Source organism: Pseudomonas sp. R4-35-07 (genome assembly GCF_003852235.1).
In the GTDB taxonomy this organism is placed as follows: domain Bacteria; phylum Pseudomonadota; class Gammaproteobacteria; order Pseudomonadales; family Pseudomonadaceae; genus Aquipseudomonas.
This window is the reverse complement of sequence record NZ_CP027732.1, coordinates 5088807-5108036: the sequence shown is the minus strand read 5'-3', so window position 1 is coordinate 5108036 and position 19230 is coordinate 5088807. Positions and strand designations below refer to the sequence as shown.

At 61.8% G+C, this 19230-nt stretch carries 19 protein-coding genes; 10 read left to right on the top strand and 9 right to left on the bottom strand.

Annotated features, from left to right (window positions below; translation table 11 throughout):
• From rodA to C4J89_RS23280, 8 genes are all read left to right on the top strand, one after another.
• Complete coding sequence (gene rodA, locus C4J89_RS23315; protein ID WP_164487623.1) at positions 1–1104, top strand: rod shape-determining protein RodA; 1104 nt, start codon at positions 1–3, stop codon at positions 1102–1104.
• 17 nt (positions 1105–1121) lie between these two features.
• Positions 1122–2132, top strand: a complete 1011-nt coding sequence (gene mltB, locus C4J89_RS23310; RefSeq protein ID WP_124364555.1) for a lytic murein transglycosylase B — start codon at positions 1122–1124, stop codon at positions 2130–2132.
• The gene (locus tag C4J89_RS23305; RefSeq protein ID WP_124415679.1) at positions 2132–3136 is read left to right on the top strand and encodes a septal ring lytic transglycosylase RlpA family protein; all 1005 of its coding nucleotides are present in this window, start codon (positions 2132–2134) and stop codon (positions 3134–3136) included. Before mltB ends, C4J89_RS23305 begins: the two co-directional genes overlap by 1 nt.
• Positions 3137–3313: 177 nt before the next feature.
• A complete protein-coding gene (locus C4J89_RS23300; RefSeq protein WP_003237030.1) occupies positions 3314–4471 on the top strand; it encodes a D-alanyl-D-alanine carboxypeptidase family protein in 1158 nt (385 codons plus the stop codon).
• An 84-nt stretch (positions 4472–4555) separates the two neighbouring features.
• The gene (locus tag C4J89_RS23295; protein WP_048724650.1) at positions 4556–4831 is read left to right on the top strand and encodes a DUF493 domain-containing protein; all 276 of its coding nucleotides are present in this window, start codon (positions 4556–4558) and stop codon (positions 4829–4831) included.
• Positions 4831–5478 carry a lipoyl(octanoyl) transferase LipB gene (gene lipB, locus C4J89_RS23290; protein ID WP_124364552.1) on the top strand — a complete coding sequence of 216 codons (648 nt, stop codon included), beginning with the start codon at positions 4831–4833 and terminating at the stop codon, positions 5476–5478. The genes C4J89_RS23295 and lipB overlap by 1 nt, the downstream gene beginning before the upstream one ends.
• Before the next feature lie 25 nt (positions 5479–5503).
• On the top strand, positions 5504–6505 hold the full coding sequence (gene lipA, locus C4J89_RS23285; RefSeq protein ID WP_164484599.1) for a lipoyl synthase: 1002 nt from the start codon (positions 5504–5506) through the stop codon (positions 6503–6505).
• Between the two features lie 152 nt (positions 6506–6657).
• Positions 6658–7575 (top strand): LD-carboxypeptidase, encoded by a 918-nt coding sequence (locus C4J89_RS23280; protein ID WP_124415678.1) that lies wholly within the window; start codon positions 6658–6660, stop codon positions 7573–7575.
• Between the two features lie 63 nt (positions 7576–7638).
• On the opposite strand, the gene C4J89_RS23275 is transcribed toward C4J89_RS23280, so the two are convergent.
• The 5 genes from C4J89_RS23275 to leuS all read right to left on the bottom strand — a co-directional run bounded on the left by C4J89_RS23275 (position 7639) and on the right by leuS (position 13779).
• Positions 7639–8964, bottom strand: a complete 1326-nt coding sequence (locus C4J89_RS23275) for a lytic murein transglycosylase (protein WP_124415677.1) — start codon at positions 8962–8964, stop codon at positions 7639–7641.
• Positions 8965–9026: 62 nt separating this feature from the next.
• Positions 9027–9191 (bottom strand): alternative ribosome rescue factor ArfA, encoded by a 165-nt coding sequence (arfA, locus tag C4J89_RS23270; RefSeq protein WP_003176285.1) that lies wholly within the window; start codon positions 9189–9191, stop codon positions 9027–9029.
• A gap of 208 nt (positions 9192–9399) precedes the next feature.
• The gene (gene holA, locus C4J89_RS23265) at positions 9400–10437 is read right to left on the bottom strand and encodes a DNA polymerase III subunit delta (protein ID WP_124364548.1); all 1038 of its coding nucleotides are present in this window, start codon (positions 10435–10437) and stop codon (positions 9400–9402) included.
• Between the two features lie 39 nt (positions 10438–10476).
• Positions 10477–11082, bottom strand: a complete 606-nt coding sequence (lptE, locus tag C4J89_RS23260; RefSeq protein ID WP_124364547.1) for an LPS assembly lipoprotein LptE — start codon at positions 11080–11082, stop codon at positions 10477–10479.
• A 90-nt stretch (positions 11083–11172) separates the two neighbouring features.
• Complete coding sequence (leuS, locus tag C4J89_RS23255; RefSeq protein WP_124415676.1) at positions 11173–13779, bottom strand: leucine--tRNA ligase; 2607 nt, start codon at positions 13777–13779, stop codon at positions 11173–11175.
• Positions 13780–14040: 261 nt separating this feature from the next.
• Between leuS and C4J89_RS23250 the strand changes: the two genes are divergently transcribed.
• Positions 14041–14358: a hypothetical protein gene (locus C4J89_RS23250; protein WP_124364545.1), complete on the top strand. Its 318-nt coding sequence runs from the start codon at positions 14041–14043 to the stop codon at positions 14356–14358.
• A gap of 92 nt (positions 14359–14450) precedes the next feature.
• Positions 14451–15212, top strand: coding sequence for a YdcF family protein (locus C4J89_RS23245; protein ID WP_124368469.1), 762 nt, complete (start codon positions 14451–14453; stop codon positions 15210–15212).
• Between the two features lie 121 nt (positions 15213–15333).
• Here C4J89_RS23245 and lnt read toward each other — a convergent pair whose 3' ends face one another.
• From lnt to C4J89_RS23225, 4 genes are read right to left on the bottom strand one after another with little or no spacing between them, the layout of a single operon-like run.
• Entirely contained in the window at positions 15334–16857 is a 1524-nt protein-coding gene (lnt, locus tag C4J89_RS23240) for an apolipoprotein N-acyltransferase (protein ID WP_124415675.1), read from the bottom strand.
• A gap of 8 nt (positions 16858–16865) precedes the next feature.
• Positions 16866–17705 carry an HlyC/CorC family transporter gene (locus C4J89_RS23235; protein WP_122483878.1) on the bottom strand — a complete coding sequence of 280 codons (840 nt, stop codon included), beginning with the start codon at positions 17703–17705 and terminating at the stop codon, positions 16866–16868.
• A 27-nt stretch (positions 17706–17732) separates the two neighbouring features.
• Complete coding sequence (gene ybeY, locus C4J89_RS23230; protein WP_124364542.1) at positions 17733–18206, bottom strand: rRNA maturation RNase YbeY; 474 nt, start codon at positions 18204–18206, stop codon at positions 17733–17735.
• Positions 18199–19203 (bottom strand): PhoH family protein, encoded by a 1005-nt coding sequence (locus C4J89_RS23225; protein WP_124364541.1) that lies wholly within the window; start codon positions 19201–19203, stop codon positions 18199–18201. Before C4J89_RS23225 ends, ybeY begins: the two co-directional genes overlap by 8 nt.
• Positions 19204–19230 lie beyond the last annotated feature (27 nt).

Sequence of the window (19230 nt, the reverse complement as noted above, 5' to 3'; positions counted from 1 at the left end):
ATGCGTCGCCGTGCGACGTTGCTGCAACGCATGCACATCGATGGCCCGCTGCTGGTGCTGCTGCTGATCTTGGCTGCGGGCAGCCTGTTCGTGCTGTATTCGGCCAGCGGCAAGAACTGGGACCTGCTGATCAAGCAAGCGTCTTCGTTCGGCCTGGGCCTGTTGTCGATGGTGGTGATCGCCCAACTCGAACCGCGCTTCATGGCGCGCTGGGTGCCGCTCGGTTATGTCGCCGGGGTTTTGCTGCTGGTGGTGGTGGACGTGATGGGCCACAACGCCATGGGCGCTACCCGCTGGATCAACATCCCTGGGGTGATTCGCTTCCAGCCGTCGGAATTCATGAAGATCCTCATGCCGGCCACCATTGCTTGGTACCTGTCCAAGCGCGCGTTGCCGCCACAGCTCAAGCATGTGGGGATCAGCCTGGTGCTGATCGGCGTGCCGTTCATTCTGATCGTGCGCCAGCCGGATCTCGGCACCTCGTTGCTGATCCTGGCGGGCGGCGCGTTCGTGCTGTTCATGGGTGGCTTGCGCTGGCGCTGGATTCTCAGCGTGCTGGCCGCCGCCGTGCCCGTGGCCGTGGCCATGTGGTTCTTCTTTATGCACGACTACCAGAAGCAACGGATCCTGACGTTCCTCGACCCGGAGAGCGATCCGCTGGGTACCGGCTGGAACATCATCCAGTCCAAGGCAGCGATCGGTTCCGGCGGCGTGTTCGGCAAGGGTTGGTTGCTGGGTACCCAATCGCACCTGGACTTTTTGCCTGAAAGCCACACCGATTTCATTATTGCGGTGATGGGCGAAGAGTTCGGCCTGGTCGGCATTTGCGCGCTGCTGCTGATCTATTTGCTGTTGATCGGTCGCGGGCTGGTGATTACCGCGCAGGCGCAGACGCTGTTCGGCAAGTTGCTGGCCGGCAGCCTGACCATGACTTTTTTTGTTTATGTTTTCGTCAACATCGGTATGGTCAGTGGCCTGCTGCCGGTGGTAGGTGTGCCGTTGCCATTCATTAGCTACGGCGGAACTTCGCTGGTGACATTGCTGTCAGCGTTTGGGGTTTTGATGTCGATTCATACGCATCGCAAATGGATCGCACAGGTTTGAATAAGGTGAAGATGTCAATGCAAGTAATGCGCGGCTGGGCAACTCGGCATGCGTCCTGGATGGGCCTGATTGGGCTGCTGGGCGCAACGCAGGAGGTGCAGGCCGGTGACTACGATGGCTCACCTCAGGTCGCCGAATTTGTCGGTGAGATGACCCGCGACTACGGTTTCGCCGGTGAACAACTGATGGGCGTGTTTCGCGAAGCCCAGAAAAAGCAGGCGATCCTCGACGCCATCTCGCGCCCCGCCGAACGCGTGAAGCAGTGGAAGGAATATCGCCCGATGTTCCTCACCGACGCCCGTGTGGCGCGGGGCGTGGACTTCTGGCGCCAGCATGAGGCGGTACTGGCCCGCGCTGAGCAGGAATACGGCGTGCCGGCCCAGGTCATCGTCGCGATCATCGGCATTGAAACCTTCTACGGGCGCAATACCGGCAGTTACCGGGTGATCGACGCGTTGTCGACCCTGGGCTTCGATTACCCGCCCCGCGCGGAGTTCTTCCGCAAGGAGCTGCGCGAATTCCTGCTGCTGGCCCGCGAAGAACAGGTCGACCCGATGACTCTCAAGGGCTCGTACGCCGGGGCGATGGGCTTGCCGCAGTTCATGCCGAGCAGCTTTCGCGCCTACGCGGTGGACTTTGACGGCGACGGGCATATCAATATCTGGAGCAACCCCGACGATGCCATCGGTAGCGTGGCCAGCTATTTCAAGCGTCACGGCTGGGTCGGCGGTGAACCGGTGGTCGTTCGCGCCGATGTGACGGGCGAGCGTGCCGACGAAGGCCTGACCCAGGGTATCGACCCGGTGAAGACCGTCGGGGAGTTGCGAGCGCTGGGCTGGTCGAGTCAGAATGCGCCACGCGATGACATGCCGGTGACGGCGTTCCGCCTTGAAGGTGAAAATGGCCCGGAATACTGGATGGGCCTGAAGAATTTCTACGCAATCACGCGTTATAACCGCAGTGTGATGTACGCCATGGCCGTGCATCAGCTGTCAGACGAGCTGGTTCAAGCACGGGGCAACAAGTAATGCGGGTATCGCCGTTCAAAAAACCGCTCAAGCTGGTGGCGTTCGCCGCGTTGTCCCTGCTGATCGCCAGTTGCTCCACGACGCCGAACCGAGCGCCGGCCAAGAAGGCCGGTGGCGCTGTGGTTCGCGCCCAGCCGGGCCTGGACATCAACCGTGCGCACAAAGATGGCGCGCCGTGGTGGGATGTGGATGTGTCGAAGATCCCCGATGCCACGCCCACCTTGCACTCCGGCCCCTACAAGGCCAACCCGTATACCGTGCTGGGCAAGAATTACTTCCCGCTGCAGGACTCCAAGACCTACGTGCAGTCAGGCACGGCGTCCTGGTACGGCACCAAATTCCATGGCCAGAACACCGCCAACGGCGAAGTGTATGACCTGTACGGCATGAGCGCGGCGCACAAGACCCTGCCGCTGCCCAGCTACGTGCGCGTGACCAACCTGGACAACAACCGCACGGTGATCCTGCGGGTCAATGACCGTGGGCCGTTCTATTCGGACCGGATCATTGACTTGTCCTACGCCGCCGCGAAGAAACTCGGTTACGCCGAAATCGGTACCGCACGGGTCAAGGTCGAAGGCATCGACCCGGCGCAGTACTGGGCCCAGCGTGGCAAGCCGGCGCCGTTGATGCTCAACGAACCGCAAACCGCGCAACCCCAGGTGACGGCGTCGACCGGCAAGATCGAACAATGGACGCCGCCGCCCGCGCAGCATGCGCCGGATACTGTCGTCGTGCCCCGTGCCGCGCCGGGTGCCTCCACCGTGGGCGGGCAGTACTTGCAGGTGGGCGCTTTCGCCAACCCGGATGCGGCAGAACTGTTAAGGTCCAAGCTCAGCGGCATGGTCAGCGCGCCAGTGTTCATCAGCTCCATCGTGCGTAACCAGCAAACCCTGCACCGTGTGCGCATGGGGCCGATCGGCTCGCCGAGCGAGGTGGCGCAAGTGCAGAACAGCGTACGCCTGGCGAACCTGGGGCAACCCAGCGTAGTGACCGCAGAATAAGGCAATAAAGGACTGCAGGTTCAGGCGCATGCCTGGGCCCTGGTTGTTGGCTCGTTAAACAATAAAACCCAGGGGCAAGGGGTGAGCGGGCAACCGAACACGTGACAGTCTGGAAGCGGGCTGTCTGAATAGTTTTGCCCGCGAGGGCAAGTTTCCATAAGCAATTTCGAGAGACGGATGAACATCACCACCTTAGCCAAACGTACGTGCCTGCTTATCTCGCTGATCATCACTCCGGCCGCCTGGGCGGTTGAGATGGTGCCGGCTTCCCCGCAACTGGCCGCCAAGGCCTGGGTCCTCATGGATGCCGCCAGTGGCAACGTGCTGGTCGAAAACGGCGGTGACGTGCGCCTGCCTCCAGCCAGCCTGACCAAGCTGATGACCGCCTACATCGCGACCCTGGAAATCCGTCGCGGCCAGATCGGCGAAAACGACCCGGTGACCGTCAGCGAAAACGCCTGGCGTACCGGTGGTTCGCGGATGTTCATCAAGGTCGGCTCGCAAGTCACCGTCAGCGACCTGTTGCACGGCATCATCATCCAGTCCGGTAACGACGCCAGCGTCGCCTTGGCCGAGCACATCGCCGGCAGCGAAGACGCGTTCGCCGACATGATGAACAAGACGGCCGGCGACCTGGGCATGACCAATAGCCACTTCATGAACCCGACCGGCCTGCCGAATCCTGAGCATTATTCGTCGGCTCACGACATGGCGATCCTGGCCCGCGCGATCATCCGCGTCGACCCGGTGCACTACGCCATCTACTCCCAGAAAGAGTTCTTCTGGAACAACATCAAGCAGCCTAACCGCAACCTGTTGCTGTGGCGCGACAAGACCGTCGATGGCCTGAAAACCGGCCACACCGACGAAGCCGGCTACTGCATGGTGTCGTCCGCTGTACGTGATGGCCAGCGCCTGATCGCCGTGGTATTCGGCACCAACAGCGAGCAGGCCCGTGCGGCCGAGACGCAAAAGCTGCTGACCTACGGCTTCCGCTTCTTCGAAACCCAGACCTTCTACCAGAAGGGTACGGAGCTGGCGACCGCGCCGGTATGGAAGGGCGCAACCTCCCAAGTCAAGGCCGGCCTGGCTGATGACCTGACCCTGACCATGCCTAAAGGCCAGCTGAAAAAGCTCGCTGCCAGCATGACCATGAACCCGCAATTGGTTGCCCCAATCGCCAAGGGCGACGTGATCGGTAAAGTCGAAGTCAAACTGGACGACAAGGTGGTGCACAGCGCCGACCTGATCGCACTGGACGCCGTCGACGAAGGTGGTATCTTCCGCCGCGTGTGGGATAGCATCCGTCTATTCTTCTACGGCTTGTTCAACTGATTGTGTGCACCTGCAAAGCCCCGCGTTGATCCGACGCGGGGCTTTGCCGTCGCCACGGCTTACCGCTTACGAGGCCGTTACGCCATGACCGATACCGAAGTAAAGGCGCCAAAGATCGAATTCCCGGTGGTGGACTACCCCATCAAGATAATCAGCGATACCGGTGTAGGCCGCAAAGACTTGATCCTCGAGATAGTGCGCAAGCACGCGACGATCAATGATCAGCGTGTGGACGAGCGATCCAGCTCCACAGGCAAATACACCACGATCCAATTGCACATCGTTGCAATCGGTCAAGACCAGCTCTACGACATCAACAGCGAACTGCGGGCCACCGGCTTCGTGCACATGGTGTTGTGATGCCACAGGTCCTGGGCTTTCGCGAGCTCGGCCGGATGGCCTACGAGCCGGTCTGGCACGCCATGCAGCGCTTTACCAATGAGCGCGGCAACTCGGCAGCGGATGAAATCTGGCTGGTCGAACACCCACCGGTGTTCACCCAGGGGCAGGCCGGCAAGGCTGAGCACCTGCTGCTTCCGGGGGATATTCCGGTGGTGCAGGTCGACCGAGGGGGTCAAGTGACTTACCATGGGCCTGGCCAACTGGTCGCTTATCTGTTGCTGGATGTGCGCAAGCTGGGGTTTGGCGTGCGTGACCTGGTAAGCCGCATGGAAGCTTGCCTGATCGAGCTGTTGGCCAGTTACGGCGTGACCGCTGCGGCCAAGCCTGATGCACCGGGTGTGTATGTGGATGGCGCGAAAATCGCTTCCCTGGGATTGCGCATTCGTCACGGGTGTTCTTTTCATGGCCTGGCCCTGAATGTGGACATGGACCTGGCCCCGTTCCGGCGCATCAACCCCTGCGGCTACGCGGGGCTTGCGATGACCCAGTTGAGCGACCATGCAACACCCATAGAATTTGCCGAGGTAAGTGCCCGGCTGCGCGCGCAGCTCGTCAAACACCTCGACTATGCTGAGCAGACGACCCTGACGGGCGGAATCGATTGATATGACTACTGATGTTGTGCAAACCATGATCCCGACGCTGGACGTTACCGAGCGTCCAGCCCCGGCCCCGCGTGCCAAGGTGGAAGCCGGCGTCAAGCTGCGCGGCGCCGAGAAGGTTGCACGCATCCCGGTCAAGATCATCCCTACCACCGAACTGCCGAAAAAGCCTGACTGGATTCGCGTGCGCATCCCGGTCTCGCCGGAAGTCGACCGTATCAAGGCGCTGCTGCGCAAACACAAGTTGCACAGCGTGTGCGAAGAGGCCTCCTGCCCGAATCTGGGCGAATGCTTCTCCGGCGGCACCGCCACCTTCATGATCATGGGTGACATCTGCACCCGTCGTTGCCCGTTCTGCGACGTCGGCCACGGCCGTCCGAAGCCCCTGGACGTCAACGAGCCGGAAAGCCTGGCTATCGCCATCGCCGACCTGAAACTCAAATATGTGGTGATCACTTCAGTCGACCGTGACGACTTGCGCGACGGCGGTGCCCAGCACTTTGCCGATTGCATCCGCGAAATCCGCAAACTGTCGCCAAACGTCATGCTTGAAACCCTGGTGCCCGACTACCGTGGCCGCATGGATGTGGCGCTGCAAATCACCGCCGCCGAGCCGCCGGATGTATTCAACCACAACCTGGAAACCGTTCCGCGCCTGTACAAGGCCGCGCGTCCGGGTTCGGATTACCAGTGGTCGCTGACCCTGCTGCAGAAGTTCAAGCAGATGATGCCGCACATTCCGACCAAATCCGGCTTGATGCTGGGCCTGGGCGAAACCGACGAAGAAGTTATCGAAGTCATGAAGCGCATGCGCGAGCACGACATCGATATGCTGACCCTGGGCCAGTACCTGCAACCGTCCCGTAGCCACTTGCCGGTGCAGCGTTTCGTGCACCCGGATACCTTCGCCTGGTTCGCCGAGGAAGGGTACAAGATGGGCTTCAAGAACGTAGCCTCCGGCCCATTGGTGCGCTCTTCGTACCACGCCGACGAGCAGGCCAAGCTGGTCAAGGCGAGCCTGGTGTCGTAACACCGAGCTATGTAACGCCGCAGGTCCAATGTGGGAGGGGGCTTGCCCCCGATTGCGGTCTATCAGTCGATCCTGTATTGACTGTCACACCGCCATCGGGGGCAAGCCCCCTCCCACATTTCGTTAAGCGTCATCTATAGGGAGAATTGTGCATGACCGCCGCCGTACCCGCGCTGCGCCCCGAAGGCACCATCGGCCTGATCGCCCCCGCCGGCCCCGCTGCGCTGGACGTTGAAAAAGCCGGGCAATGGATGCGCGCCCGTGGCTACGAACTGCGCATCTTCCCGGGTGTGTATGAACGCGACGGCTACCTGGCCGGCAGTGATCAAGTGCGCCTCAACGACCTGCATGCTGCCTTCGCCGACCCCGAAATCGACGCGATTTTCTGCCTGCGCGGCGGCTACGGCACGCCACGTCTGCTCGACGCACTGGACTTCGACCTGCTGGGTGCCAACCCCAAGCCGTTCGTGGGCTACAGCGATATCACCGCCTTGCACCTGGCGATCAACCGCTACGCGGGCTTTGTCACCTTCCACGGGCCAATGCTCAATGCCGACTTGCTCGGTGGCAAGCAACCCCCCACCGAGTCATCGCTGTTCAGCCTGCTGCGTGGTCAGCTCGGCGCCGGCAGCTTGTTGACGCACCCGGCGGCCTACCCCTTGACCACCCTCGAACCTGGCATCGCCTGCGGACGCTTGCTGGGCGGCAACCTCTCGATGATCGCGGCGGTGATGGGTACCGCTTACGACATTGACGCTGAAGGCATCATTCTGTTTATCGAGGACGTCAACGAGCCGCTCTATCGCATCGACCGTCTGCTGACGCACCTGCGCCTGGCGGGCAAGCTCGACCAGATTGCAGGTGTGTTGGTAGGGGACGTGGCCGGTGTGGAGCAGGTAGGGCTTGAAAGGCTGTTGAAACAGACCTTCGAACCGCTGTGCATTCCGGTGCTGTCCGGCTGGCGCAGTGGGCATTGCGATCCGAACCTGACGTTGCCGATGGGGGCGTTGGTGCGCCTGGATGCGGGGGAGCAGCGGGTGGTGTTGGAGCAGGATGTAGTCTGTAAATAATCGTCGGTTTCTAAACCGCCATCGGGGGCAAGCCCCCGATAGCAGTAGTCGCCATAAGCCAATCTATCGGCCCTGCAGCGCCTCCAGCAGCTTCACCGTCGGATACCCATCCGCCGGCCAGCCCAACGCTTGCTGTGCCGCTCGAATCGCCTTGCGCGTGTTAGCGCCTATGATCCCGTCGGCATTGCCCGCGTCGTAGCCCTTGGCGCTGAGCACCGTCTGCAGGTCGATACGTTGCGAGCGGCTCAGCGGCAGCTCATCCTTCGGCCAACTCCCGCGAATCACACCACCGCCACCAAATCGCTCCGACAGCAGGCCAACGGCCAGCGCATAGGATGACGAGTTGTTGTACTTCAGGATTGCACGGAAGTTATCCAAAACCAGGAACGCTGGGCCACGGTAGCCGGCCGGCAACAGCAGGGCGGCGGACAGTTGGTCGACGTTGGCTGGCAGGCTCACGCCAGGCGGCAGTTGGATGCCCAGTTTCAGCCATTCGGCGACGGTCTTGCGGGCGCCACCATCGGCCAGGGAATAGTCGAAGCCCGAGGGCAATGGCTGCACCTCAACGCCCCACGGCTGGCCTTTCTGCCAACCGGAGCTTTGCAGGTAATGGGCGGTGGAGGCGAGGGCGTCACTCGGGCTGTTCCAGATATCGCGGCGACCGTCGCCGTCGAAATCCACGGCATGGGTGTTGTAGGTGGTGGGAATGAATTGGGTCTGGCCCATTGCGCCGGCCCAGGAACCTTTCATCTGGTCGGCCGCAATATCGCCGTGCTGGATGATCTGCAGCGCCGCCAGCAGTTGCGCCTGTGCGAACGCCGGGCGACGGCCCTCATAAGCCAGGGTTGCGAGCGAGCGGATCACCGAGTTATTGCCCTGGAACTGGCCGAAGTTGCTTTCCATGCCCCACACCGAGACGAGGGCCTGGCGATCGACGCCATACCGCTCTTCGATGCGCTGCAGGATATCGGCGTACTTGACCAGCAAGGCCTGGCCATTACGCACGCGCAGCGGCGACAGCGCGCCGTCGAGGTATTCCCACACCGGCCGGGAAAACTCCGGCTGGCTGCGGTCGGCGCGAATCACCGCCATGTCCGGGCTGACGCCGGCGAAGGCATTATCGAAGACGTCGGCGGTGATTCCGGCTTGCAGGGCCTGCGCACGGAAACCGGCCTGCCATTCGGCGAAGGTCTGGGTCGGTTGGATGTTCAGGTTGTCTACCGCCAACGGCGCAACGACGGCAGGCGCGACGGCCGGTACAGTCTTGAGCGTGGGCAGGGGTTGAGCATCCGCGGCGGTGGGTTTTTCCGCGCAGGCGACAAGCAGAATGAGGCTGGAGGCAGCGATCAATTGGCGAAGGTGCCAACGACGGGAAAGACTAGAGGGCATGCACAGGTCCAGGGGGTTACAAATCCAGTGCAGACCTTATCATGCCAGAGGGGCGCTTGCCTTCAGGCAGCCAGAAAGTAAGAAGCCTCCCAGCTATTAGACTGGAAGGCTTCGCGGCGGTAGCTGCCTTTGCCCTTGCCGGCGCGTTCCTGACGGCTGCGGAACAGTGGCTGGGCGATGATGGATTTGGCCTTGTTCGGGCCATGCTTGGATGGCTTTTTGCTCATGGTCTTTCTCTCGTTCGGGTGGGTGGAGCGGCGAAAATAATCTGCCTATATTGCGGCGCTGTAAAGCCTGAGAATTGTAAACACAATCAAAATGTGGGAGGGGGCTTGCTCCCGATGACGGAGTGTCAGTCACTGGATTTTTTGACTGTTACACCGCTATCGGGAGCAAGCCCCCTCCCACATTGGGTCTGTGGTGTTCTTGGGTGAGCTATTCGGCAGGCAACGCCAGGCGCTGGCCGGCCATCAACAGTGACAAACGACTCAGGCTCATCCACGGCGAACCGGCCGCCTGGCCTTTGATCTGTGCATCGATGCGCTGCGCTTCCAGCAACAGTTGCGCCCAGCGTTGCGCCGAGTGCCGTTGCAGGGCCTTGCTCATCAGTGGTTTGCGCTTGTCCCACACTGGCGGTCGGGCTTGGCTGAAGCATTTGTCCAGGGGTGTGCCCTGGCTGTATTGCAAAGCGATGTTAGCCAGTACCCGCAGTTCGCGGGCCAGGGCCCAGAGAATCACCGGCGGTTCCACACCCTCGCCGCGCAGCCCTTCGAGCATGCGCAGGGCGTGGGCCGGCTCACCGTTGAGGATCGCGTCCACCAGCCCGAAGACATCGAACCGCGCACTGTCAGCCACCGCGCCTTGCACGGTTTCGACGGTAATCTGCCCATCTTCCGCCATCAGCTTGAGCTTTTCGATCTCCTGGGCGGCAGCCAGCAGATTGCCCTCGACCCTGGCGGCGATCAGCTCGACGGCGTCTTGCGTGGCCGACAGGCCGGACTGTGACAGGCGTTGGCGGATCCATTGCGGCAGCTGGCTGCTGTCCACCGGCCAGATCTGGATGAACTGGGTCTGTGGACCTTCGACCAGCGCCTTGCCCCATTTGGTTTTCTGCGCACTGCCGTCGAGCTTGGGCAGGCTGACCAGCAACACCGTGTCTTCAGCAGGGCGCGCGCAATATTCCATCAACGCCGCCGCGCCTTTATCGCCCGGCTTGCCCGAGGGCAGGCGCAGTTCCAGCAGGCGTTTTTCGGCAAACAGCGACATGCTCGCGCCTGCCTGCAGCAGCGTGCCCCAGTCGAAACTGGCGTCGGCGCTGAACACCTGGCGTTCATCGAAACCTTGCTGGCGCGCCGCCGTGCGAATGGCGTCGGCCGCTTCCTGGCACAGCAACGGGTCATCGCCGCTGACAATATAGACAGGCGCGAGGCCACCTTGCAGGTGCTTGGCGAGTTGGGCGGGGGCGAGTTTCATAGGCAGGGCGAACGGGGCGCCAGGAGCGCCCCGTTTGGCTTACTCGACAGGGACTTCAACAGGCGACTGTTTCGGCGTGTTGTCTTCATACTCTTGCGCGGCTTTCAGGGCATCGGCGTCAGCCTTGGCCTTGTTGTCGGCGATTTGCTGCAGCTCCGCGAGTTTTTCCGGGGTCAGCAGTTGCAGGCGAGTCATCATGCGCTGGACCAGCTCACGACGCATTTCCTTGCGCACCTGAAGGGTCTCGGAGTCTGAACCCACCAGGTTGTTGCCGTCGTGGCTCACGACTTTCTGCACCTGGATCTTGTCACCCATCAGCGGCAAGTGATCGCGGCCTTGTACTTCGAAGTTGACGGTGGTGGTCAACTCGACATCCGACGCGCGGCCCGCACTGGCGTAGCTGATGTTGCGCTGGGTTTCGCGCTCATCGACCAGGTCCAGTTTGTAGGTGGCGCCGGTATAGACGCGCACACCGCTGTTTTCCAGGGCCTGGCGCAGCTGAGTCACGGTCTCGCCGTAGGCATTGCGTGCGCTGACGTCGAGTTCCTTGAGCGACAATTCGTTGGTGCCGGTGCCGCGCAGCTGGAAGCCGCACGCGCTCAACAGAACGGCCAGGCCCATTACCAGCAGATTGCGTTTGATCATGTTTGTTGCTCCCCTTGAAACCAGGCGGGCCGTATCGAGGCCCTGAAGGTTTAGTTCGGCGCAGGGCTCAAGCCCTGCGCCCGATCCGATTTAGCTGGCGACGATATTGACCAGTTTTCCGGGCACTACGATCACTTTGCGGATCGTCAGGCCTTCGGTAAAGCGCAGCACGTTCTCGTTGCAGCGTGCAGCCGCTTCGACTTCTTCACGACTGGCGCTGGCCGGCATGTCGATCTGGCCGCGCAGTTTGCCGTTGACCTGAATCACCAGTTGCAGCGTGTCCTGTACCAGCGCGCTGTCATCCTGCACCGGCCAGCGGGCGTCGATAACGGCACCGCTGTGGCCCAGGCGGTTCCACAAATCGTGGCTGATGTGCGGGGTGATCGGCGCCAGCAGCAGGGTAACCGTTTCCAGGCCCTCGTGGATCAATGCGCGATCCTGTTCCGTGGCCTGCGGGGCTTTTTCCAGCACGTTCATCAGCGTCATCACCTGGGCGATGGCGGTGTTGAACTTGTGGTTCTGCCCTACGTCCTGGCTGGCCTGGCGGATAGCCAGGTGGGTGCTGCGGCGAATGGCCTTCTGCTCATCGTTCAGGGCGGCGACGTCCAGCTTGCCCGGCAAGCCCTGGCTGACGTGGGCATGGGCCAGGCGCCAGACGCGCTTGAGGAAGCGGTGTGAGCCTTCGACGCCGGAATCGGACCATTCGGCGCTCATGTCGGGCGGCGAGGCGAACATCATGAACAGGCGGCAGGTGTCGGCGCCGAACTGATCGATCATCGATTGTGGGTCGACGCCGTTGTTCTTCGACTTGGCCATCTTCTCGGTGCCGCCGATTTCCACCGGCAGGCCGTCGGACTTGAGCTTGGCGCTGATGACCTTGGCTTTGCTGTCACGTTCGAGTTCGACGTCCGCCGGGTTGAACCAGGTGTAGGCGCCATTGGCTTCGCGGCGATAGTAGGTCTCGGCGATCACCATGCCCTGGGTCAGCAGGTTCTTGAACGGCTCGTCGGAGCTGACCAGGCCTTCGTCACGCATCAGCTTGTGGAAGAAGCGCGCGTACAGCAGGTGCAGGATGGCGTGTTCGATCCCGCCGATGTACTGGTCCACCGGCAACCAATGGTCGGCTGCGGATTTCTCGACCAGGCCACCTTCATAGTGCGGCGAGGCGTAACGGGCGTAATACCACGAGGACTCGACGAAGGTGTCCATGGTGTCGGTTTCGCGCTTGGCCGGCGCGCCGCATTTCGGGCAGCTGCATTCGTAGAACTGCGGCATGCGTGCCAGAGGCGAACCGGCGCCGTCCGGGACGACGTCTTCGGGCAGTACCACCGGCAACTGGTCTTCCGGGACCGGCACGTCACCGCAGCTTTCGCAGTGGATGATCGGGATCGGGCAGCCCCAGTAGCGCTGGCGGCTGATGCCCCAGTCGCGCAGGCGGAACTGGGTGCGCGAGGCGCCGAGGTTTTTCTTGATCAGCGCGACTTCGATCGCGTCGAACGCGCCCTGGAAGTCCAGGCCGTCAAATTCGCCGGAATTGATCAGGGTGCCGTGCTCGCCGTAGGCGTCTTGCCACGGGGCCGGGTTGGTGTCGCCCGCGCTGGTGCGCACCACGGACTTGATCGGCAGGCTGTATTTGGTGGCGAATTCGAAATCGCGCTCGTCGTGAGCCGGCACCGCCATGACCGCGCCGTCGCCATAGTGCATCAACACGTAGTTGGCGACCCAGACCGGCAGCTTCTCGCCAGTCAGCGGGTGCTCGACGAACAGGCCGGTCGGCAGGCCTTTTTTCTCCTGGGTGGCGACATCGGCTTCAGCCACGCTGCCACCTTTGCATTCGGCGATGAACGCCTGCAGCTCAGGGTTGTTCTGTGCGGCCTGGGTGGCCAGCGGGTGTTCGGCGGCCACGGCGACGTAGGTCGCGCCCATCAGGGTGTCGGGGCGGGTGGTGAACACCTTGAGTGCGCCCGCTTCGCCGATCGAGTCGACGTTGTACGGGAACTGCACTTCCATGCCCTTGGATTTGCCGATCCAGTTGCGCTGCATGGTCTTGACCTGTTCGGGCCAGCCCGGCAAGTCGTCGAGGCTCGACAAGAGTTCATCCGCATAGGCGGTGATCTTGAAGTAGTACATCGGGATTTCGCGCTTTTCGATCAGCGCGCCGGAGCGCCAGCCGCGGCCGTCGATCACCTGTTCGTTGGCCAGCACGGTCTGGTCGACCGGGTCCCAGTTCACGGTGCCGCTCTTTTTGTAGATCACGCCTTTTTCGAACAGGCGCGTGAACAGCCATTGTTCCCAGCGATAGTAGTCCGGCTTGCAGGTGGTCACTTCGCGAGACCAGTCTACCGCCAGGCCCAGGCTGCGCAGCTGGGTCTTCATGTAGGCGATGTTTTCGTAGGTCCACTTGGCGGGAGCTACGTTGTTTTTCATCGCGGCGTTTTCCGCCGGCATGCCGAAGGCGTCCCAACCCATGGGTTGCAGGACGTTCTTGCCGAGCATGCGCTGGTAGCGGGAAATCACGTCGCCGATGGTGTAGTTACGCACGTGCCCCATGTGTAGCTTGCCGCTGGGGTAAGGGAACATCGATAGGCAATAGAAAGTCTCCTTGCCTGGCTGTTCGCTGACTTCAAAGGACTTTTGCTCGTCCCAGAAGGTTTGTGCGGCATTTTCTATTTCACGGGGCTGATATTGTTCGTGCATGGCTACTTTTGAACTGAATAAGGGTGGCCTATTCCTCTTCGGTGCAGTGTCCGGGTTGTTCGACACCAGAAAGCGGCGCGTCCGTGCCCAAACCCTGCGGGAAGTGGAGTTACAGGAAGCGCCGTAGCATACATGACCCCACTCTATCGAGGGAAACCCTGATTGCGCAGGCAGGGCCGTCTGTCGCGGCATCGGGCAGGCGCAGCCACGGGGGCTACGCTGTTTATTGGGGAGCATGTATTTCTTCAATGAGGTGAGGGGATGGCTGAATCGCAGCGAACTTTAACTAAACCGCAATTATATGAAGGATTGATCGACCGTTTGGGTCGGGCATTGGATGCCGCAAGAACCGCAGGCCGATTGCGTGGTGAACGGCCTCTGGAGCTGGAGTTGCAAGGCTTGAGCCAGGCAGAGCTTGAACTGATCGAGAACTATCTGGCGTTGCACCACCAACGCGCCTCTGATGGGCAGGCCTCCCCGCCAGTCCAGACGCCTTCCCGTTCGGCCAAGGTGATCTGGCTGAAGGATCTGCCGGCCGGCCGCGGCCCGGAACGTTTCCGATCCGTACGGTGTAAGTAACCCGCGTTATCCGCCACTTTGCAAAATGTGATGGTAAGGATTGTTGCCGAACCCCGTTGCATCTAGGCTTCGGGCATCTTTGGAGATGCCCGATGCCTTTTCGTTATTTCATCAAACAATTGTTGCTGCCGCCCGGTATTTTCTTGCTGTTGCTGGCGCTTGCCTGGTGGTTTCGCCGCAGTCGACCGCGCTTGGCGGGGTGTTGCTTTGCCTTGGGATTGGGCGGGATGTGGCTGATCAGCCTGCCGGTAATGGTGCAGTGGGGCGCGCACGCCTTGGAGACAGCGCCGCCTTTGGCCCGCGAAGACTGGGCAAGTCTGGCCCAGCGCGCCGATGCGATTGTGGTGCTGGGTTCCGGGCGCGAGCGCGGTGATATTGCCTGGGGCACCGACCAACCCACCGGCATCGGCCTGGAGCGTGAGCGTTATGCGGCGCGACTGGCCAAGGCGTCCGGGTTGCCGCTGCTGACCACCGGTGGCCTGCATTACGGCACGCCGCCCAGCGAGGCGCAGTTGATGGCGGTGTCAATGCAGGATGACTTCGGCGTGACGGTGCGCTGGAAAGAAGAGCGTAGCCGCACCACCTGGGAAAACGCCCAGATGAGCGCCGAGATCCTGTTGCCTCAAGGCATCAAGCGCGTGGTGGTAGTGACCCAAGCCTGGCACATGCCGCGTTCGGTGTGGAGTTTTGAAAAGGCCGGCTTTACCGTGGTGCCCGCGCCAGTGGGTTTTCTGGGCGTGGACAACGCGCGTCCACTGGGCGGCTGGATGCCGGAGGTCAAGGCGGTATGGCAGAGCGGGCAGTTGATCAATGAGGCGGTGGGGCAGGTGGGGTACCGGTTGTTCTACAAGTAGCACCGCTGGCCAAGTGTGGGAGGGGGCTTGCTCCCGATTGCGGTGTATCAGTATCAAATGTACTGACTGACACACTGCTATCGGGAGCAAGCCCCCTCCCACATTGGTTTTATGGTGTCTGTCAGAGCGTTTTGGCCATTCGACCCGCCAGCAGCGCCCAGCCGAACAACAGCACGCACACAATGATCAACGGCCACGACCGCCATTGCAGGTAAGGCGTGAGGTTGTGCATCGGCACCACGTCGCCATAGAGAATGCCGCGCTCGAATTGCGGGATCTGTGCGGTGATCTGCCCAAACGGGTTGATCAGGCCGGTCACGCCGTTGTTGGTGGCGCGGATCATCCAGCGGCCGGCTTCCAGCGCGCGCATCTGCGCCATCTGCAGGTGCTGCAGCGGGCCGATGGAGCGGCCGAACCAGGTGTCATTGCTGATGGTCAGCAACAGGTCGCTCTGGGCCGACAGGCCGGCGGCGAACTCCGGGTACACCACTTCATAGCAAATGAACGGTGCGATCTGATAACCCTTGGCCTGAAGCATCGCCTGGTCCGCGGGGCCGCGGGCGAAGTCCGACATGGGCAGGTCGAAGAAGGCGATCAACCCGCGCAACATATCCTGCAACGGCACGTATTCACCAAAGGGCACCAGCTTTTGCTTGAGGTAGGTGCCATCACCTTCGCCGACCACGGTGATGCCATTGAAGTAGCGCTTCTCATGGCGTACTTCCTGGCGAATCGGTACCCCGGTGATAAGCGCGGTATTACGCTCGGCGGCGAACTTGCCCATCATGCCCAGATAGCCTTCGACCGACTCCTTGAGCACCGGAACGGCGGTTTCCGGCCATACCAGCAGGTCGACGCGCCTGGAGCTCAAACTCATATCGCGGTACAGCGCCAGCTGCGCATTGAGCTGCTCGGGGTCCCACTTCATGCTTTGTTCGACGTTGCCCTGGATGGCGGCCACGCTCAAAGGCGGGCCGGAGGGCGAGGTCCAGGCATGGTGCTTGAGCGCCAGGCCGATGGCCCATGGCGCAACGAGCAGCACCAGGCCGGCGGCGATGAAGCTGTTGCGCTTGCTCGCCAACAGGCGCGGCAGGTTGCACAGCACGGCGGCCGTGAGCGCCAGGGCGAACGAAATCAGCCACATCCCGCCCAAGGGCGCCAGGCCGGTCAGCGGGCCGTCGAGTTGACTGTAGCCGGAGTACAACCACGGAAAACCGGTGAGGAACCAGCCACGAAAGGCCTCCTGGCCCACCCACAACGCCGCGAAGGTCAGCGCATCGGCCAGGGGCGCTTCATTGCGGCGCAGCCAGCGCGCCCACAGCCAGGCGGGCAGGGCGAAGAACCAGGCGATGGCGGCGGTGAACAGCAGCATCAGGAAACCCGCCAGCAGCACCGAAGCGCCGCCGAAGTGGTGGATGCTGTAGTAGATCCAACTGGTGCCGGCGCCAAACAGGCCGAACCCGAAACACCAGCCGCGCCCCAGGGCCTGGCGGGGTGTCAGCTCGCGCAGGCCGATATAGAAGACACCGACCGCCACCAGCGCCAGCGGCCAGATATCGAACGGCGCCAGCGCCAGGGTGGTGATGGCGCCGGCCACCACGGCCAGCAGATTACCGGGCCAGCCGGGTGCGATCAGACGGCGCATTTCAATCCTTAACGGGCAATAGGAGTCAAACGGATCAAGTGGATGCGGCGGCTGTCGGCATTCAGGATGCGGAAGCGATAGGCGCCGATCTCGGTGGTTTCGTTACGCTTGGGCAGGTGCCCGAACGCACTCATCACCAGGCCGCCGACGGTGTCGAACTCGTCGTCGGAGAATTCGCTGTCGAAGAACTCGTTGAAGTTCTCGATGGGCGTCAATGCCTTGATCAGGAAGTCACCGCTGGGCAGTGGCTTGATGTAGCTGTCTTCTTCAACGTCGTGCTCGTCTTCGATGTCGCCGACGATCTGCTCCAGCACGTCCTCGATGGTCACCAGGCCCGCCACGCCACCGTATTCGTCGATCACGATCGCCATGTGATTGTGGTTGGCGCGAAATTCGCGCAGCAGCACGTTCAGGCGCTTGGACTCAGGCACGAAGGTAGCCGGGCGCAGCAGGTCCTTGATGTTGAAGTTGTCGCCGTTCTCCTTGAGGATCAGCGGCAACAGGTCCTTGGCCAGCAGGACGCCCATGACGTCGTCATGGCTTTCACCGATCACCGGGTAGCGCGAGTGCGCCGAGTCGATCACGGCTGGGAGGAATTCGCGCGGGGTCTGGGTCGCCCTGATGCTGATCATCTGCGAGCGCGGCACCATGATGTCGCGTACTTGCAGGTCAGCCACCTGGATGGCGCCTTCGACGATGGCCAGCGCTTCGCTGTCCAGCAACTTGTTCTGATGGGCCTCGCGCAGCAGCTCCAGCAGCTCCTGGCGGTTTTTCGGCTCGTGGGCAAAAGCCTGGGTCAGTTTACCCAGCCATGACTTTTGCCCGTTGCTCGATCGGTCTTCGCTCATAGCGATTACTCTAAATCCTTGATTGTTTCAGTTGAGTGTCGATTGGTTTTCGTCGTCGGCATACGGGTCGCGATGACCCAGTTCTGCAAGCAACGTTCGTTCCAGTGCTTCCATTTCCAGGGCTTCGTCATCGTCTATATGGTCGTAACCCAAGAGATGCAGGCAGCCGTGGATGACTAGATGGGCCCAGTGGGCCTCAAGTTCCTTTTCTTGCTCCCGCGCCTCGCGCTCGACCACCGCGACACAAATCACCAGGTCGCCCAGCAGCGGGATATCCAGAAACTCGTCGGGCACGTCGGCGGGGAAAGACAGCACGTTGGTCGCGTAGTCTTTCTGGCGCCAGGTGTGATTCAGCTCACGGCCTTCGGGCTCGTCCACCAGACGGATGGTCAGCTCCGAATCGGCGGTGCGCTGGCGCAGGGCCAGCTCACACCACTGACGGAACTGTGCTTCGCTGGGCGCGGCCGCTTCGGTGGCCAGTTGCAGGTCAAGCTCAAGCATCGCGGCGCACGTCCTTGGACAGGCCGTCGTCGCGGTGTTCGAAGCGCTCGTAGGCCTCGACAATGCGCTGCACCAGCGGGTGGCGCACCACGTCCTTGGGCATGAAATGCGTAAAGCTGATACCAGGCACATCCTTGAGCACTTCGATCACCTGGCCCAGGCCCGACTTGGTGCCCTTGGGCAGGTCGACCTGGGTGATATCACCGGTGATCACGGCCGTGGAGCCGAAACCGATACGGGTGAGGAACATCTTCATCTGCTCGACCGTGGTGTTCTGGCTTTCGTCGAGAATGATGAAGCTGTTGTTCAAGGTGCGACCGCGCATGTAGGCCAGTGGCGCGATTTCGATCACCTGGCGTTCGATCAGCTTGGCCACGTATTCAAAGCCAAGCATTTCGTAGAGCGCGTCGTAGAGCGGGCGCAGGTACGGGTCGATCTTCTGGGCCAGGTCGCCGGGCAGGAAGCCGAGCTTTTCGCCCGCCTCGACGGCCGGGCGCACCAGCAGGATGCGGCGAACCTGTTCGCGCTCCAGGGCATCCACCGCACAGGCCACGGCCAGGTAGGTCTTGCCGGTACCGGCCGGGCCGATGCCGAAGTTGATATCGTTGCCGAGGATTTCCTTGACGTACTTCTGCTGATTCAAGCCGCGTGGGCGAATCATGCCTTTTTTGGTACGCAGGGCCACGCTGGCTTCGGCCACCGGGTTGTTGGCCAGGTCTTCCACGGCGGATTCCTGCAGGTACAGGTGCACCGTTTCCGGCGACAGCTCACTGCCCTTGGTTTCGCGGTAGAGACGGCGCAGCAGGTTTTCCGCAGACGTGGTGTGTTGAGGTTCACCAATGAGCTCGAATTGATTGCCGCGGTTGCGGATTTCGATGCTCAGGCGTTGTTCGATCAGCCGCAGGTGCTCGTCGAACTGTCCGCACAGGTTGGCGAAACGGCGAGCCTCAAACGGCTCGAGGAGAAAACGATGGGGTTCTACTGTAGGTGCGTTCAAGGTCGCTTTTAGCCGCCCTTTGGCTGT

What these genes read in the sequence shown, in the direction of transcription:
- ybeY (WP_124364542.1), bottom strand. Translation starts at nt 18,206, where the DNA reads ATGCTTGAGCTTGACCTGCAACTGGCCACCGAAGCGGCCGCGCCCAGC.
- C4J89_RS23275 (WP_124415677.1), bottom strand. Translation starts at nt 8,964, where the DNA reads ATGCCCTCTAGTCTTTCCCGTCGTTGGCACCTTCGCCAATTGATCGCT.
- C4J89_RS23295 (WP_048724650.1), top strand. Translation starts at nt 4,556, where the DNA reads ATGACCGATACCGAAGTAAAGGCGCCAAAGATCGAATTCCCGGTGGTG.
- C4J89_RS23305 (WP_124415679.1), top strand. Translation starts at nt 2,132, where the DNA reads ATGCGGGTATCGCCGTTCAAAAAACCGCTCAAGCTGGTGGCGTTCGCC.
- C4J89_RS23250 (WP_124364545.1), top strand. Translation starts at nt 14,041, where the DNA reads ATGGCTGAATCGCAGCGAACTTTAACTAAACCGCAATTATATGAAGGA.
- lnt (WP_124415675.1), bottom strand. Translation starts at nt 16,857, where the DNA reads ATGCGCCGTCTGATCGCACCCGGCTGGCCCGGTAATCTGCTGGCCGTG.
- arfA (WP_003176285.1), bottom strand. Translation starts at nt 9,191, where the DNA reads ATGAGCAAAAAGCCATCCAAGCATGGCCCGAACAAGGCCAAATCCATC.
- lipA (WP_164484599.1), top strand. Translation starts at nt 5,504, where the DNA reads ATGATCCCGACGCTGGACGTTACCGAGCGTCCAGCCCCGGCCCCGCGT.
- holA (WP_124364548.1), bottom strand. Translation starts at nt 10,437, where the DNA reads ATGAAACTCGCCCCCGCCCAACTCGCCAAGCACCTGCAAGGTGGCCTC.
- lipB (WP_124364552.1), top strand. Translation starts at nt 4,831, where the DNA reads ATGCCACAGGTCCTGGGCTTTCGCGAGCTCGGCCGGATGGCCTACGAG.
- rodA (WP_164487623.1), top strand. Translation starts at nt 1, where the DNA reads ATGCGTCGCCGTGCGACGTTGCTGCAACGCATGCACATCGATGGCCCG.
- C4J89_RS23235 (WP_122483878.1), bottom strand. Translation starts at nt 17,705, where the DNA reads ATGAGCGAAGACCGATCGAGCAACGGGCAAAAGTCATGGCTGGGTAAA.
- leuS (WP_124415676.1), bottom strand. Translation starts at nt 13,779, where the DNA reads ATGCACGAACAATATCAGCCCCGTGAAATAGAAAATGCCGCACAAACC.
- mltB (WP_124364555.1), top strand. Translation starts at nt 1,122, where the DNA reads ATGCAAGTAATGCGCGGCTGGGCAACTCGGCATGCGTCCTGGATGGGC.
- C4J89_RS23300 (WP_003237030.1), top strand. Translation starts at nt 3,314, where the DNA reads ATGAACATCACCACCTTAGCCAAACGTACGTGCCTGCTTATCTCGCTG.
- C4J89_RS23280 (WP_124415678.1), top strand. Translation starts at nt 6,658, where the DNA reads ATGACCGCCGCCGTACCCGCGCTGCGCCCCGAAGGCACCATCGGCCTG.
- C4J89_RS23245 (WP_124368469.1), top strand. Translation starts at nt 14,451, where the DNA reads ATGCCTTTTCGTTATTTCATCAAACAATTGTTGCTGCCGCCCGGTATT.
- lptE (WP_124364547.1), bottom strand. Translation starts at nt 11,082, where the DNA reads ATGATCAAACGCAATCTGCTGGTAATGGGCCTGGCCGTTCTGTTGAGC.